Source organism: Anderseniella sp. Alg231-50 (assembly GCF_900149695.1).
GTDB lineage: Bacteria > Pseudomonadota > Alphaproteobacteria > Rhizobiales > Aestuariivirgaceae > Anderseniella.
Map to the genome: position 1 here is coordinate 1,952,610 of NZ_LT703003.1, position 13,451 is coordinate 1,966,060.

Annotated in this window: 15 protein-coding genes; 10 read left to right on the forward strand and 5 right to left on the reverse strand. The window is 58.9% G+C overall.

Annotated features, from left to right (window positions below; genetic code table 11):
• Nucleotides 1–59: 59 nt before the first annotated feature.
• The 3 genes from DHN55_RS09190 to DHN55_RS09200 form a co-directional block, all read right to left on the reverse strand.
• Nucleotides 60–1,853 (reverse strand): NAD(P)-binding domain-containing protein, encoded by a 1,794-nt coding sequence (locus DHN55_RS09190; protein ID WP_108880991.1) that lies wholly within the window; start codon nucleotides 1,851–1,853, stop codon nucleotides 60–62.
• A 92-nt stretch (nucleotides 1,854–1,945) separates the two neighbouring features.
• Nucleotides 1,946–2,809, reverse strand: a complete 864-nt coding sequence (locus DHN55_RS09195; protein WP_108880992.1) for a xylose isomerase — start codon at nucleotides 2,807–2,809, stop codon at nucleotides 1,946–1,948.
• Nucleotides 2,802–3,788 carry a fatty acid desaturase gene (locus DHN55_RS09200; protein ID WP_108880993.1) on the reverse strand — a complete coding sequence of 329 codons (987 nt, stop codon included), beginning with the start codon at nucleotides 3,786–3,788 and terminating at the stop codon, nucleotides 2,802–2,804. The genes DHN55_RS09195 and DHN55_RS09200 overlap by 8 nt, the downstream gene beginning before the upstream one ends.
• Nucleotides 3,789–3,908: 120 nt before the next feature.
• Here DHN55_RS09200 and DHN55_RS09205 point away from each other — a divergent pair, with 120 nt between their 5' ends.
• Together DHN55_RS09205 and DHN55_RS09210 are read left to right on the forward strand one after the other, a co-directional pair.
• Nucleotides 3,909–4,805 (forward strand): LysR substrate-binding domain-containing protein, encoded by an 897-nt coding sequence (locus tag DHN55_RS09205; RefSeq protein WP_108880994.1) that lies wholly within the window; start codon nucleotides 3,909–3,911, stop codon nucleotides 4,803–4,805.
• Nucleotides 4,802–5,218, forward strand: a complete 417-nt coding sequence (locus DHN55_RS09210; RefSeq protein WP_108880995.1) for a Rid family hydrolase — start codon at nucleotides 4,802–4,804, stop codon at nucleotides 5,216–5,218. The genes DHN55_RS09205 and DHN55_RS09210 overlap by 4 nt, the downstream gene beginning before the upstream one ends.
• On the opposite strand, the gene DHN55_RS09215 is transcribed toward DHN55_RS09210, so the two are convergent.
• Both DHN55_RS09215 and DHN55_RS09220 read right to left on the reverse strand, forming a co-directional pair.
• Nucleotides 5,215–5,946 (reverse strand): CBU_0592 family membrane protein, encoded by a 732-nt coding sequence (locus DHN55_RS09215; RefSeq protein WP_108880996.1) that lies wholly within the window; start codon nucleotides 5,944–5,946, stop codon nucleotides 5,215–5,217. The genes DHN55_RS09210 and DHN55_RS09215 overlap by 4 nt on opposite strands.
• Nucleotides 5,947–6,125: 179 nt before the next feature.
• Nucleotides 6,126–6,857, reverse strand: coding sequence for a CBU_0592 family membrane protein (locus DHN55_RS09220; protein WP_108880997.1), 732 nt, complete (start codon nucleotides 6,855–6,857; stop codon nucleotides 6,126–6,128).
• Nucleotides 6,858–7,029: 172 nt separating this feature from the next.
• Between DHN55_RS09220 and ruvC the strand changes: the two genes are divergently transcribed.
• The 8 genes from ruvC to tolB all read left to right on the forward strand — a co-directional run bounded on the left by ruvC (nucleotide 7,030) and on the right by tolB (nucleotide 13,368).
• On the forward strand, nucleotides 7,030–7,545 hold the full coding sequence (ruvC, locus tag DHN55_RS09225; protein ID WP_108880998.1) for a crossover junction endodeoxyribonuclease RuvC: 516 nt from the start codon (nucleotides 7,030–7,032) through the stop codon (nucleotides 7,543–7,545).
• Nucleotides 7,542–8,156, forward strand: coding sequence for a Holliday junction branch migration protein RuvA (ruvA, locus tag DHN55_RS09230; RefSeq protein ID WP_108880999.1), 615 nt, complete (start codon nucleotides 7,542–7,544; stop codon nucleotides 8,154–8,156). The genes ruvC and ruvA overlap by 4 nt, the downstream gene beginning before the upstream one ends.
• Nucleotides 8,153–9,196 carry a Holliday junction branch migration DNA helicase RuvB gene (ruvB, locus tag DHN55_RS09235; RefSeq protein WP_108881000.1) on the forward strand — a complete coding sequence of 348 codons (1,044 nt, stop codon included), beginning with the start codon at nucleotides 8,153–8,155 and terminating at the stop codon, nucleotides 9,194–9,196. Before ruvA ends, ruvB begins: the two co-directional genes overlap by 4 nt.
• Nucleotides 9,193–9,612, forward strand: a complete 420-nt coding sequence (gene ybgC, locus DHN55_RS09240; RefSeq protein ID WP_108881001.1) for a tol-pal system-associated acyl-CoA thioesterase — start codon at nucleotides 9,193–9,195, stop codon at nucleotides 9,610–9,612. The genes ruvB and ybgC overlap by 4 nt, the downstream gene beginning before the upstream one ends.
• 196 nt (nucleotides 9,613–9,808) lie before the next feature.
• Entirely contained in the window at nucleotides 9,809–10,516 is a 708-nt protein-coding gene (gene tolQ / locus DHN55_RS09245) for a protein TolQ (protein WP_108881002.1), read from the forward strand.
• A gap of 33 nt (nucleotides 10,517–10,549) precedes the next feature.
• Nucleotides 10,550–11,014 carry a protein TolR gene (tolR, locus tag DHN55_RS09250; protein ID WP_108881003.1) on the forward strand — a complete coding sequence of 155 codons (465 nt, stop codon included), beginning with the start codon at nucleotides 10,550–10,552 and terminating at the stop codon, nucleotides 11,012–11,014.
• A gap of 31 nt (nucleotides 11,015–11,045) precedes the next feature.
• A complete protein-coding gene (locus DHN55_RS22275) occupies nucleotides 11,046–12,005 on the forward strand; it encodes a hypothetical protein (protein WP_337660088.1) in 960 nt (319 codons plus the stop codon).
• 22 nt (nucleotides 12,006–12,027) lie between these two features.
• Nucleotides 12,028–13,368 carry a Tol-Pal system beta propeller repeat protein TolB gene (gene tolB, locus DHN55_RS09265; protein WP_108881005.1) on the forward strand — a complete coding sequence of 447 codons (1,341 nt, stop codon included), beginning with the start codon at nucleotides 12,028–12,030 and terminating at the stop codon, nucleotides 13,366–13,368.
• Nucleotides 13,369–13,451: the final 83 nt, after the last annotated feature.

Sequence of the window (13,451 nt, forward strand, 5' to 3'; positions counted from 1 at the left end):
CTGTCGGGCCGTCATGCAGACGCTGGTTTCGGCGGGCCGGCTTGTGCAGACAGTCCGTATCAACTCAGATGGTGCACTTCCTGCATGCCGTAGACCGGGGTGTCGAGCCCCTCGTGTCGGGCTTTCAGCTGCAGTGACAGGAACTGCGAATAGTGGCGTGACTGATGCAGGTTGCCGCCATGGAACCACAGAGCTTCCTGCTGCGTCGGTTTCCACATATTGCGCAGCTCGCCTTCCCAAGGACCGGGATCCTTGGGCGTGTCCGATCCCAGCCCCCAGCACTTGCCGACCTTGTCGGCCACCTGCTTGGAAATCAGCCGTTCGGCCCAGCCGTTCATCGAGCCGTAGCCGGTTGCATAGACCACCAGGTCGGCAGGCAACTCCTGGCCGTTGTCGAGGACAACGGATGTTTCTGTGAGATGATCCGCCTGGCCCTTGGCGAGCTTGATCTTGCCGTCTGCCACGAGTTCCGACGCGCCGACGTCAATGTAGTAGCCCGAGCCGCGGCGCAGGTACTTCATGAACAGGCCGGTGTCGTCCGCCCCGAAGTCCAGATCGAAACCGGCCTTTTCCAGCCGGTCGTAGAACGCCTTGTCGCGTTTCTTGGTTTCGTCGACCTGCGGTTGCATGACTGCAGGCAATACCTTGTAGGGAAGTGACGCGAAGATCAGGTCGGCGACATCGTGGGTGATGCCGTTCTTGACCGCTTCTTCGGAATAAAGCGCGCCCAGGGCCACGTCCATCAGGGTTTCGGACTTGACGATGTGGGTGGATGAGCGCTGCACCATGGTCACGTCGGAGCCTGCCTCCCAAAGCGCGGCGCAGATATCGTGTGCCGAATTGTTGGAGCCGACAACGACGACCTTCTTGTCCTTGTAGGCGTCAGGTCCGGGATGCTGGCTGGAGTGCTGCTGCTCACCCTTGAAGATGTCCTGGCCGGGCAGTTGCGGCACATTCGGGACTGCCGACATGCCGGTTGCCAGGATGAGTTGCTTTGGCTTGAGCGTGACTTCATTGCCCTCGCGTTCAACTACGACGGTCCATTCGCCGGCGGCCTCGTCATAGGACGCCGACTTGGCAACCGTGCTTGACCAGTAATTCAGCTCCATCAGCTTTGTGTAGCTTTCCAGCCAGTCGCCGATCTTGTCCTTGGGCGAGAAGACCGGCCAGTGATCGGGAAACGGCAGGTAGGGCAGGTGGTCGTACCAGACCGGGTCATGCAGGCACAAGGACTTGTAGCGTTTGCGCCAACTGTCACCGGCGCGTTCATTCTTCTCGATGATGATGGTGGGCACGCCGAGCCGGCGCAGCCTGGCGCCAAGCGCAATGCCGCCCTGTCCGCCGCCAATCACGAGGCAGTAGGGTTGCGTCTTGTAGCCAAGCTCTGCAGCTTCTTTGTCACGCTGTTCGGCATAGGTAAGGCGTCCCTTGGCGGAACCGTGTTCGACGCCTTTTGGCCGGTTGGCGCCCTTGGCTTCTTCAAACCCTTTCAGTTCCTGCAGCGATGTCAGCATGGTCCACGCCTTGCCGTCGATCAGCCGCACCAGGCCCTTGCCGCGCCCGGTGGCCGTTTCAAAGGTGAACCAGGCATCAATGACGCCGTCCGCCTCGTTGGCTTCGCCTTCAATCTGGAAGTTTTGCGGTTTCGCGTTACCGAGCGTTGCCTTCAACATGGCAGCAATGTCGTCACGGCCTTCGCTGGTCTTGATGTTCCAAGTCAGGGACACCAGATCGCGCCAGTAACTGTCCTCGCCGAACAGCGCGGTTGCAGCGTCTGTGTCTTCTGCTTTCAGGGCGGTTTCAAGATTCTCGAGCCAGGCCTTGACGACCTTTGTCTGCTGCGCATCAGGCATGCATGTTTCCTCCGGGTTTTGCTCCCCAGCCCAACCCATGGATGAGGCTAGCACTGTGGATGAGGAAACAGCAATTGCGGAAAGTCTGGAAGTCAGCCTGTTTCCGCCTGACAGGATTCCGCCCAGATGCGCTGTGCCGTATCGCGCATCTGCCTGGCTTCATCCCAGCGGTCAGACAGTTCCCTGCCGTCCGGTCCGGTCATGGCGTACTCGGGCGGGCCCAGCTCACACAGAAAAACCGGCGATCCTTCGGGATTGCGCTTCAGCCATGAGTCAAAGCCACGGCGCCAGAAGTCTTCAAAAACCTCGACCCATTTGCGGTGCTGCGGGAAATTGATCTGCAGCTGGATCTGCTGGCGCGACGCCACACGGCCCTGGAAACTGTCGGAGCGTTCAATGCAGCGCTGGATGAGGGCCTGGTTGTCGTCCGAGATCGGATACCAGAATTCCCGGTCAACGACATAATGGGACAGATCGCAGCACAACCGCATTTCCGGCACGGCATCGAGCAGTTGCAGGGTGTAGAACAGGTCATTGGTGATGCAGTTGCGGTGGGTTTCGAACTGCACCGGGATGCCGACCTCGTCCGCCATCTCGATCCATTTGCGGATGACCGGAATGCCGCCGTCGACCGACAGCGGAAACACCTGGCCGATAACATCGACAAAGGGCGACCCGAATTCCTTCGACATTTTCAGCGTGTCGCGCAGAGATTCAACTGTCTTGGGAAACGCGACGATCAGCGGGGTCAGGTTGTTGCGCTCAAGGTGGGGGCGGACATCATGAGCCGTTTGCACATCGGCAGCGCCAAGGTCGATAGCCATGCCGGAAAAGCCTTCCGCGGCAACCATGTCGCAAACCTCTGCCAACGGCAGTTTCACGCCGTCAGGCGAGTGCGGCTGCATGGCCCATAAAGACTGGTAGACCTGCAGGTCCGGTCTCGTAACCCTAGTCATACACAACCCGATCGAGAGTGCCGTTGCGCCGGGTAATCCAGACTTCGTTCATGGGGTAATCGGCTTCCGACTTGCCGCCGGACAGCTTGCGGATGAGTTCAAGCTGGAACTCGATATAGCCCATGCGGTTGACCTCATGGCCGAGCTTGCTCTCAATCTCGTCGTTCAGTTCCTTCAGTTTCCAGAACGGCACCGAGGGAAACGTATGGTGCGCGGTGTGATACTGCATCTGCCAGCACATCCACTTCATTACAGGATTGGTGTCGGTCGAGCGGGTGTTGACGAGCGTGTTGTCTTCATGGCTGAGGCCCAGATGCTCGATGGTGTTCTGCAACTGGTGCACAAATTTCATCGTCATCATCGGGGCCAGCCACAGTATCACTGCCGCCCATGACTGCAGGTACACCGATACCGCCGCAATAAGCACGTAGGCGATCAGTGACATACGGGCTTCCCTGATGACCAGGTCATGCTGGGTCTTGAACACATAAGGTTCGGTGACGATGCCAAGCGTAAACCGGAAAATACGCCGGATACGGGAATACCAGTAGGCCGGGCCAAAGAACCACAACAGATAGGAGGTGAGCGTGTAGGGCTCGCGGATCAGTTCGCCGTCCTTGTCCCAGTTCTGGGTGTACTGGTGATGGGCGAAATGCTGGATCTTGTCGAAGTCACGTGGATATATCATCACGAACCCGATCAGGCGGCCCAGCCACTCGTTCAGCCATTTGGTTGCGAATACCGTGCCGTGGCTCAGTTCATGCTGCCCGGCATAGAGGAAGTTGATCAGGATGCCGTGGAGCATGAATACCGGCACCGCCATCCAGGTGCCCCAGGTTTGCCAGAGCAGGTAACCGGTGATCGCAATTGCACCAAAATGCGATCCGGCCTGCACCACGCCGCGGGCATCGGAACGCTCATAAAGCGCGCGAAGATGGTTGCGTTCCAGTAGTTTGCGGCGGGAAAACTCGGCGTCCATGAATACTGTCTCTCATCTGAATCAAGTCTGTTGAATATGATGAGGTGACAAATTTTGACATACAAGTGAATTTTTTCGCGCTATTGTTGACGTTTATTTGTCAATGAGTTGGGCGTTTGTATGAGCAAATTCAAACGGTTGCCGCCGGTAAAGGCGATGCGGGCCCTGGAAGCGCTGGACAGATTGAAATCCGCAGGTGCTGTGGCGGAAGAAATGTCGCTGACCCGCTCAGCCGTCAGCCACATGCTGCGCCGGCTGGAGGATGACCTGGGCTTTGCCATTTCCGAACCCGATGGTCGCGGTATCCGCCTGACGGTCCGCGGCAAGCGCTATGCGCAAGAGGCCAGGCGTGCGCTCGACATCATGTCACGCGCTGCCGCAGATGAGCCTGCCTTGTCGGGCGAACTGAAAGTGGTCGCTCCGCCCGGATTTGCCACCTTCTGGCTGGCAGACCGGATCGGCTCGTTCATCGCGCAGTTTCCGGACATCAGCGTTCATCTTGCGGCGGCGCGGGTGTTGGGGGACATCGCCGATGAAACAGCAGATGTACAGATAGCCTTCGGCGGCGAAGCCCAGCTGCGCGACCAGGCCGACCTGCTGGCGCAGGTCGCACTGTTTCCGGTCTGTGCCCCGTCCGCGTTGAGCGCCGAGCCGGGCCTCAGGAAACCGTCGGACATGAAACGCATGCGCCTGTTGCACCTGGTCACTCATGTCGACTGGCAGCGCTGGCTCGAAGCGGCCGGGGCCACAAAGGTTGACCCGCGCGGCGGGCTGGTGTTTTCCGACATGCCGATGGTGCAGATGGCGGCAGCGTCGGGTCACGGGGTTGCACTCGGCGATGCTCTGACGGCGCGCGCGGCACTGGAAAGCGGCCAGCTGGTCAGGCCGTTCGCCTTGTCGATCCCCAGCCGGTGGAGCTACTACATGCGGGTGAACGATACCGGGCCGGCGGGCGAAGCCGCGCAAGCCTTTGCAAGCTGGATCAAAAGTCAACTGGATGATGGAAGCAGGCCATGAAAACGACAATTGATGCACACGGCGTATGGTCGCCGCGCGGGCGCGGGTTCGCCATGGGTGTCGTGCAGCCGGAAGGCAAAGTGATCCATTTTACCGGACAGGTGGCCTGGGACGAGACCGAGCAGATCGTCGGCGAGGGCGATGTTGCCGAGCAGACTCGTCAGTGTTTTCGCAACATTGAACGAGTGCTGGCCGCAGTTGGCGGCAGGCTGGATGATCTGGTCGCGGTGACAACATATTACACCGACCGGTCACAGCTGCCGCTGATCCAGCAGGTGAGGGCTGAGTTTCTCGATGCGAACAATGCCCCGACAAGCACATCGATCATGGTTGCGGGCCTGGGCCACGAAGATTTTCTGGTGGAACTGGCGCCGATTGCGGTGGTGCCTGAAGACCGGTTCATCACGCCCTAGGCAGCCGCTGCGTCCGCTGAAGCGGGAACCGGTGCCCGGCTGGCCGTTTCCGACATGGACACCAGTTTCGATCGCAGATGATTGGCCATGTTCTGCTCAAGCACGGCGCCGATGTCCGGGTTCCTCTGCACGAAGGCACGCAGTTTGTCCGCCTCGAACCGGATCAGGTGCATTTTCTCCGCGACCTCGACGGTTGCGGTCGCCGGTTCTCCCGACAGGTAGGTTATCTCTCCAATGGCCATGCCGGCGCCGGACGTGGCGATAGTCTTGTCGGCCACAATCACTTTGGCCTTTCCGCTCGCGACAAAGCTGAGATGATCGACCGGCTCGCCTTCATGAGTAAGTACGGTGCCCGGGTCCGCGGTCAGCCACATGCCGTTGTCCAGCAGTGCCCGGGCCCGGTGCTCCGGCAGCCCGTTTGCCATATGGCGGATGAACAGGCGTTCCTGATCGGAAAAGCGTGAAGTGACACCCAGCACATACATGCGGGTGATGCCGATGATGCTGATCGTGATCCAGGTAACCTGAATGACTGCCGACGACAGGTTGAAATCCTGCATCAGGCTTGCCAGCACGCAGGACGCTGCGATCAGGCAGACAGTGGGATAGACATAACCCTGACCCCGGACGAAGCCCGTCTGCAAGGCAGTATAGTTGGCGATGTAGAGGGAAACACCGACGATGCCGATGGCGTTGAAGATATCCAGGTCGGTAAACAACTCCCGCATCGAATGTTACCTTCGAAACTGCTTTGGTTACGCGAACGCTTCGTTTGGTGAGCGTTCGACCTCTGACAGTCAACACAACCACAGGTGGCAGGTCTGTGCTAAATGCCACGCAAGTGTCTGCGGGGGAACAGTTGCATCGATGTTCCGGCCGGTCGCGGCTGGTCGTTTGAAGGCCGGAGCTAGGCTGCTGCCGGTTTCCTGGAAGCAGTAGCCGGCTTCTTGCTGGCGGTTTCCGACATGGAGACCAGTTTGGAGCGCAGGTGGTTGGCCATGTTCTGCTCAAGTATGGCGCCGATGTCCTCGTTTTTGAGAACAAAGGCACGCAGCTTGTCGGCGTTGAACCGGAGCAGTTGCATTTGCCCGGTCACCTGCACGGTTGCAGTAGCCGGAGCGCCGGTCCGGTAGGTCACCTCGCCGATCACCGCGCCGGTGCTCGTTGTGGCTATCGCCTTGCCGTCAACAATGACCTGGGCCTCGCCGGAGGCCAGGTAGCACAGATCATCCACCGGTTTTCCCTGCCGGGTCAGCACGGTGCCCGGTTTCGCCGTCATCCACAGGCCGGTATCCAGCAGAGCGCGGGCACGCTGGCGAGGCAGGCCGGCCAGCACGTCACCGATAAACAACAGTTCATTGTCGCTGAAACTCAGGCGTGACTGCACGACGTACATGCGCACAATGCCGACGAGGCTGATGGTGATCCACGAAATCTGGATGATGGCGGACGACAGGTTGAAATGCTGCATCAGGCTGATGAGGACACAGGAAGCTGCAGCCATGTTGATGGCAGGATAGAGATACCCCTGGCCGCGCAGGAAACCTGTCTGCAAAGCAGCGTACGAGCCCAGATATAGTGAAACACCCAATATACCGATAGCGTTGACCAAATCTGCGTTGGCCACAAAATCCGACATTCCCCGGCTCCCTCAAGCGCCACTTGTATGCGTGGCTTGTAATTATGGGTTGTACGTTACGGCAATTCTGCAATCTACGCTATAGTCGAATGGACGAGTGTACAGAACTTATCCGAGGCCGGGCGATGCACGGGTTTGCTTCAAAGCGAACAGGCCGGGTAGGGTGGATTTCATGACACAGGCGATTCGCATTATCGGCATTGATCCGGGGCTGAGGCACACCGGCTGGGGCATTGTGACGGCTGAAGGCACACGGCTTTCCTATGTGGCGGATGGTACCATCAAATCTGATGCCACCTCCTTGCTTTCGGACCGGTTGATGCAGTTGCACGAGAAGCTTTCAGAAGTGGTCAGCGGCTACGAACCTGATGAGGCAGCGGTGGAGGAAACCTTTGTCAACAAGGATGCCCGCGCCACGCTGAAACTTGGCCAGGCCCGCGGTATCGCCATGCTGGTGCCGGCGCAAGCCGGATTGCGGGTGGCCGAATATGCACCCAACCTGGTGAAGAAAACCGTGGTCGGGGCAGGACATGCCGACAAGCACCAGATACAGGCAATGGTGAAAATACTGCTGCCGAAGTGTACGCCGAACTCTGCGGATTCGGCCGATGCCCTGGCGATTGCCATATGTCATGCGCAGCATCGCGGACCGGCATCACTGGCCGCAGCATTGAAGGCAGCAGGATGATCGGCAGGCTTAAAGGTATCGTGGATGAGTATGGCGATGATCATGTCATCCTGGACGTGGGCGGTGTCGGCTATCACGTGGCGTGTTCGACGAAAACACTGGCCGCGCTGCCGTCGCCCGGTGAGGCGGCGGTGCTGCACACCGAAATGCTGGTATCTGAAAATTCAATCCGGCTGGTCGGATTTTCCAGCGAGGCTGAACGCGGCTGGTTCCGTCTGCTGGATAATGTACAGGGCGTCGGCACCAAGGTGTCACTGGCGTTGCTGTCCACCTTGACCACGGCGGAGCTGACCAATGCCATTGCCCTCGGCGACAAGGCGATGGTCGGCCGCGCCAATGGCGTGGGGCCAAAGCTGGCACAGCGCATTGTCACAGAACTGAAAGACAAGGCCCCGGCATTTTCCGGCGGAGATGCGGCGCTGGCCGCGGTGTCAGGCGCGCTTGACGCACCACGCCCGACCGCAGCGGCGGAAGCCGTCTCGGCACTGGTCAACCTGGGCTACGGGCAGTCACAGGCAGGCGCGGCGGTGTCCGCCGCCATGCGCGAGGCGGGCGAGGATGCCGCCACTGAAACCCTGATCCGGCTCGGTCTGAAGGAGTTGGCGCGGTGAACGATCGTCTGATAGAGCCCGTCAAACGCGGTGAGGATGAGTTTGACACTCACCTCAGGCCTCAGGTGCTGGACGAGTTTATCGGCCAGCGCCAGGCCAAGTCCAATCTGAAAGTGTTTATTGAAGCGGCCCGCACGCGTGGCGAGGCGTTGGATCATGTGCTGTTTGCCGGGCCCCCTGGGCTTGGGAAAACCACGCTGGCGCAGATCGTGTCGCGCGAACTGGGGGTGAATTTCAAGGCGACGTCCGGTCCCGTTATCGCCAAGGCCGGTGACCTGGCCGCGCTTCTGACCAATCTTGAAGACCGTGACGTGCTGTTTATCGACGAGATCCACCGGCTCAACCCGGCGGTGGAAGAAGTGCTGTACCCGGCGATGGAGGACTTCCAGCTTGACCTGATTATCGGGGAAGGCCCGGCGGCCCGCTCGGTGCGCATTGACCTGGCCAAGTTTACCCTCGTCGGTGCCACGACGCGTACGGGGCTCCTGACCACGCCTTTGCGCGACCGGTTCGGCATTCCGGTCAGACTCAACTTTTACGAAGAAGATGAACTGCTCGATATCGTGACACGCGGCGCGCGGGTGCTTGGCCTTGCCATGACCGAAGACGGCGCGCTTGAGGTTGCCCGCCGGGCCCGCGGCACGCCGCGCATCGCCGGGCGGTTGCTCCGGCGGGTGCGGGACTTTGCCTCCGTCGACGGTACCGAGCAGGTCGACCGGCAGGCTGCCGACAAGGCATTGCAGCGGCTGGAAGTGGACAGTCTCGGCCTGGACGCGCTGGATCACCGTTACCTGAAGTGCATCGCAATCAACTTCGGCGGCGGACCTGTGGGCATTGAAACCATTGCAGCGTCTTTGTCGGAACCGCGCGATGCCATTGAAGAGATCATCGAGCCCTATCTCATCCAGCAGGGCTTCGTGAACCGCACGCCGCGCGGACGCATCCTGACCCCGCATGCGTTCAAGCACCTGGGGTTGGCAACACCTGACCTGCTGGCCACCCGGCAGGTGGAACTGTTCGAGGATGATGACCCGGCATGAGTTTGTCCGGTCATCTCAAAGACGGTGTTCATCACCTCGATATCCGCGTCTATTTCGAGGACACTGATTTTTCGGGCATTGTCTATCACGCCAACTATCTGAAGTTCTGCGAGCGTGGCCGGTCCGACATGCTGCGCCTCGCAGGCGTACATCACTCAGACCTTGCCGGTGACGGCATGCATTTCGTGGTGCGGCGCATGGAGTGCGATTTCAGGGCGTCGGCGCGAATCGATGACGCTGTGTGCGTAGACACGCGGCTGAAGCGGGCATCTGGTGCAAAACTGGTTCTGGTGCAAACGGTAAAACTCGCCGAAAAGGTGCTTTTTGAGGCGGAAGTAACACTTGCGCTGGTCAACGGCGCCGGGCGGCCACAGCGAATTCCACCTGAAATGATGCGCGCAATGTCGCAAGCGTGAATGCACTGATGGCGTTGAAAGTAACCTTCTGTTAACTAATGCAGCGTTGAGTGCCTGTGGAAACGGGAGAGGGGTTTGTGTGGGTTTCAACGCCGCAGTTTCGACAAAGTGAGCAGGCTTTTGAAGCCCGCCAAATCATAGAGAATCATTTATTGTCGTCCGTTTGGGTGGGCGCGTGAATTAGAGCAGGCACAATATGGAAGTCAAAGTGGGGGACCTTGCGGCGCAGACCGACCAGTTCGGGCTGTTCAATCTGTTCCTGATCGCGTCGCCAATGGTCAAGCTGGTCATGATCGGCCTGGTTGTGGCGTCTATCCTGTGCTGGGGCATTGTCTTTGAGAAATGGCTGGCCGTGCGCAAGATGAAAGCCTCGATGGACAAGTTCGAGCAACTGTTCTGGTCGGGCCAGTCACTGGAAGACCTTTACCTGACGCTGGGCCCGCGCAACAACAAGGGCATGGCGGCGCTGTTCATGTCGGCCATGCGCGAATGGAAACGGTCACAGGATTCGGCCATGCGGGCAGGTTTTGCCGGTGTGCAGATGCGGATCAACAAGGTGATGGACGTACAGTTGCAAAAGGAAATGTCGAAGCTGGAACAGCGGCTGCTGGTGCTGGCAACGGTCGGATCGACTGCGCCGTTCATTGGACTGTTCGGCACGGTGTGGGGTATCATGAACTCTTTCCGGGCCATCGGCGTATCCAAGAACACCAATCTTGCGGTGGTGGCACCGGGCCTGGCGGAAGCGCTGTTTGCAACGGCGCTCGGCCTGCTGGCGGCGATCCCGGCGGTAATGTTTTACAACAAGTATTCCAGCGACATCGGCAAGATCGCCGCCCGGCTGGAGAACTTTGCAGACGAATTTGGCTCGATTATCTCGCGCCAGCTTGATGAGCGCATGTAGCGCGACCGGTCGGCTTAAGACAGTGGAGAGATCATGGCAGGAGGATTGGTAGGCGGGAGCAGCGGCGGCAGACGGCGCCGGCGTTCGTCCGGTTTCGCACCGATGAGCGAAATCAACGTCACACCTTTCGTTGATGTGATGTTGGTGCTGCTGATCGTGTTCATGGTGGCGGCACCGCTGCTCAATGTATCGGTGCCCATTGACTTGCCTGAAAACAAGGCAGAGCAGACGCCGGGCGAGAAGCAGGACCCGATTACCATTTCAATCGATGCAGACGGCAAGATCTATATCGGCGATACCGAGGTTTCCGCCGACACACTCGCGCCAAAATTGACCGCCATTGCACAAAGCAGACAATCAGAGGCCGAAACCAAGGACCAGCGTGTTCGCGTCCGTGGTGACAAGGGGGTGAATTACGGCCTGGTGATGCAGGTCATCGGCGAACTGAACGCGAGTGGTTTTCGGCGTATTGACCTGTTAAGCAACCCTCAGAATTAGGGCCGGGACCCTTAAAGGTGAGCTAGAGCATATGCGGATCAACTGGAGTTTGCTGACTTCCTTTGCGGTGCACGCCGCCATCCTGCTGATGGCGATCGTGGTGTTGCCGTCGCCGGAACAGCATAACATTCCCGAACCGCCGCCGATTGCCGTCAATATCGATGACTTCCAGGACGTGGCCAAACGGGCCAACCAGACGACCGAAGAGGTCAAGAAGGATCCGGAACCGCAGGACAAGCCCAAGGTTCAGAGGGTCGAGAAAAAGATAGAGCGCCCGACGCCTAAGCCTGCCAAGGAAATCAAGCAGGCAGCGCGTGAGCCGCAAGCCCAGCCTGAGCCGGAACCAAAGCCTGAGCCCAAGCCTGAACCGAAGCAGGCGGAACCGACACCGCCCGATCCCACTCCGCTTGAAGAACTGATAAAGAAGACAGAGGAAGTTGCACCAGACCCGAAACCGGTCGAAGAACCAAAGAAGGCGGAACGCAAGCCGGTTCCCAAGCCGCGGGTGAAACCCAAGCCGCCAAAGAAAATTGTAAAGAAGAAAAAGCAGGAGGAGTTCAAGCTGGACGATATTGCTGCCCTGCTCAACAAGACCGATGAGGAAAAGGCTGCGCCCAGCGACCAAACCGATACCGGAACCCCCCTGCAGGGTCTGCAAAACCTGAGCGGCGAGGACCGGCAGGTAACGGCAACAGCGCTTGACTGGTTGCGGCAGCGGGTGGGCCAGTGCTGGTCAATCCCGGCCGGCGCACGCGACGCGGCGGGTTTGATCGTGACCTTGCGCTTCCAGCTCGACATCAACGGCAACCTGACGGCTCAGCCTCTGATCGAGCAGGTGACCAATCATCCGGCCGCCCAGGCGGCGGCACGCTCTGCCCTTGCAGCATTGATCCAGTGCCAGCCATACGACAGAATGCCCAAGGAAACCCATAGTTTGTGGGCGGATATAAGAATGAAATTCGATCCCAGCGTGATGGTCGGGCTGAATTGAGTAGGGAACCTCTATGAAACGAATGACGGTAAGAACAAGCGGTTTGTCGCTGGCAATCCTGCAGCGTGCTATTGCGACAGCGTTGATCTGGGTCGGACTGGTGCTGCCTGCTCATGCGGTGCTGGAAGTTGACATCAACCAGGGGCAGGTGGACCCGATCGCTATCGCCTTGCCGAATTTCGGCGGCGCCGATCCGCAGTCCCAGAAATATGGCATAGATATCACCACCATCATCGGCAACAACCTGGAACGGTCCGGCCTGTTCCGGCCGCTGCCGCAGAACTCGTACCTGCAGCAGGTTGTCGATTTCAATGCCCAGCCGCAGTTTGTCGACTGGCAGACCATTCAGGCACGTGCACTTGTTACGGGGCAGGCCGTCATCCTGGGCGATGGCCGCATCCGCGCTGATTTCCGCCTGTGGGATGTCTATGGCCAGAGCCAGATACTTGGCCTGCAGTTTGTCACGACGCAAAAGAACTGGCGCCGTATCGGGCACCTGATCTCTGATGCCATCTACAAGGCGATGACAGGCGAAGAAGGCTATTTTGACAGCCGTATCGTCTACATCGCCGAGAGCGGGCCGAAAAACCAGCGCAAGAAGGTTCTGACCATCATGGACCAGGACGGGTTCAATACGCGCGAACTGACCAATGGCAATGATCTGGTGCTGACGCCCCGCTTCTCGCCGACATCGCAGGAAATCACCTACATGTCCTTCGCCGGCGGCCGGCCACGGGTTTATCTGTACAACATCGATACCCGCCAGCGCGAAGTGGTCGGCGAGTTTCCCAATATGAGTTTCAGCCCGAGATTTTCGCCCGATGGCCAGAAAGTGATCATGAGCCTGCAGGAAGGCGGCAACTCCAATATCTACGAGATGGACTTGCGGACCCGGAGGCTGCGCCAGTTGACCAACACGGCAGCTATTGATACTGCACCGTCTTATTCGCAGGATGGACGCCGTATCGTATTTGAAAGTGACCGTGACGGTGGACAACAGATTTATGTGATGAATGCCGACGGATCCGGCCAGCAGCGCATATCGTTCGGTAGAGGGCGTTATTCGACGCCTGTCTGGTCACCGCGCGGTGATAATATTGCCTTTACCCGGTTTGGCGCGGGCCGATTTTCCATCGGTGTGATGCGTCCGGACGGTTCTGGTGAGAGAATATTAACCGAAGGTTTCCATAATGAAGGGCCAACATGGTCTCCAAATGGGAGGGTGATCATGTTCTTCCGGGAATCGGGAGGAGAAAACGGGGGTGCAAAAATGTTTTCGGTGGACCTGACGGGTTATAACGAACGCCCGGTACCGACACCGACTTTTGCATCTGATCCGGCATGGTCGCCTCTTCTCAGATAACCGGAAATTGAACTGCGCACTGGACAGATATTGGCATGTATTGTCATAAATCTGCCATCACAAGGGTCGATTGGCCCGTCATG

Excerpts from the sequence above, each read along its gene's own strand:
- DHN55_RS09190 (WP_108880991.1), bottom strand. The coding sequence starts at position 1,853 with ATGCCTGATGCGCAGCAGACAAAGGTCGTCAAGGCCTGGCTCGAGAAT.
- DHN55_RS09195 (WP_108880992.1), bottom strand. The coding sequence starts at position 2,809 with ATGACTAGGGTTACGAGACCGGACCTGCAGGTCTACCAGTCTTTATGG.
- DHN55_RS09200 (WP_108880993.1), bottom strand. The coding sequence starts at position 3,788 with ATGGACGCCGAGTTTTCCCGCCGCAAACTACTGGAACGCAACCATCTT.
- DHN55_RS09205 (WP_108880994.1), top strand. The coding sequence starts at position 3,909 with ATGAGCAAATTCAAACGGTTGCCGCCGGTAAAGGCGATGCGGGCCCTG.
- DHN55_RS09210 (WP_108880995.1), top strand. The coding sequence starts at position 4,802 with ATGAAAACGACAATTGATGCACACGGCGTATGGTCGCCGCGCGGGCGC.
- DHN55_RS09215 (WP_108880996.1), bottom strand. The coding sequence starts at position 5,946 with ATGCGGGAGTTGTTTACCGACCTGGATATCTTCAACGCCATCGGCATC.
- DHN55_RS09220 (WP_108880997.1), bottom strand. The coding sequence starts at position 6,857 with ATGTCGGATTTTGTGGCCAACGCAGATTTGGTCAACGCTATCGGTATA.
- ruvC (WP_108880998.1), top strand. The coding sequence starts at position 7,030 with ATGACACAGGCGATTCGCATTATCGGCATTGATCCGGGGCTGAGGCAC.
- ruvA (WP_108880999.1), top strand. The coding sequence starts at position 7,542 with ATGATCGGCAGGCTTAAAGGTATCGTGGATGAGTATGGCGATGATCAT.
- ybgC (WP_108881001.1), top strand. The coding sequence starts at position 9,193 with ATGAGTTTGTCCGGTCATCTCAAAGACGGTGTTCATCACCTCGATATC.
- tolQ (WP_108881002.1), top strand. The coding sequence starts at position 9,809 with ATGGAAGTCAAAGTGGGGGACCTTGCGGCGCAGACCGACCAGTTCGGG.
- tolR (WP_108881003.1), top strand. The coding sequence starts at position 10,550 with ATGGCAGGAGGATTGGTAGGCGGGAGCAGCGGCGGCAGACGGCGCCGG.
- DHN55_RS22275 (WP_337660088.1), top strand. The coding sequence starts at position 11,046 with ATGCGGATCAACTGGAGTTTGCTGACTTCCTTTGCGGTGCACGCCGCC.
- tolB (WP_108881005.1), top strand. The coding sequence starts at position 12,028 with ATGACGGTAAGAACAAGCGGTTTGTCGCTGGCAATCCTGCAGCGTGCT.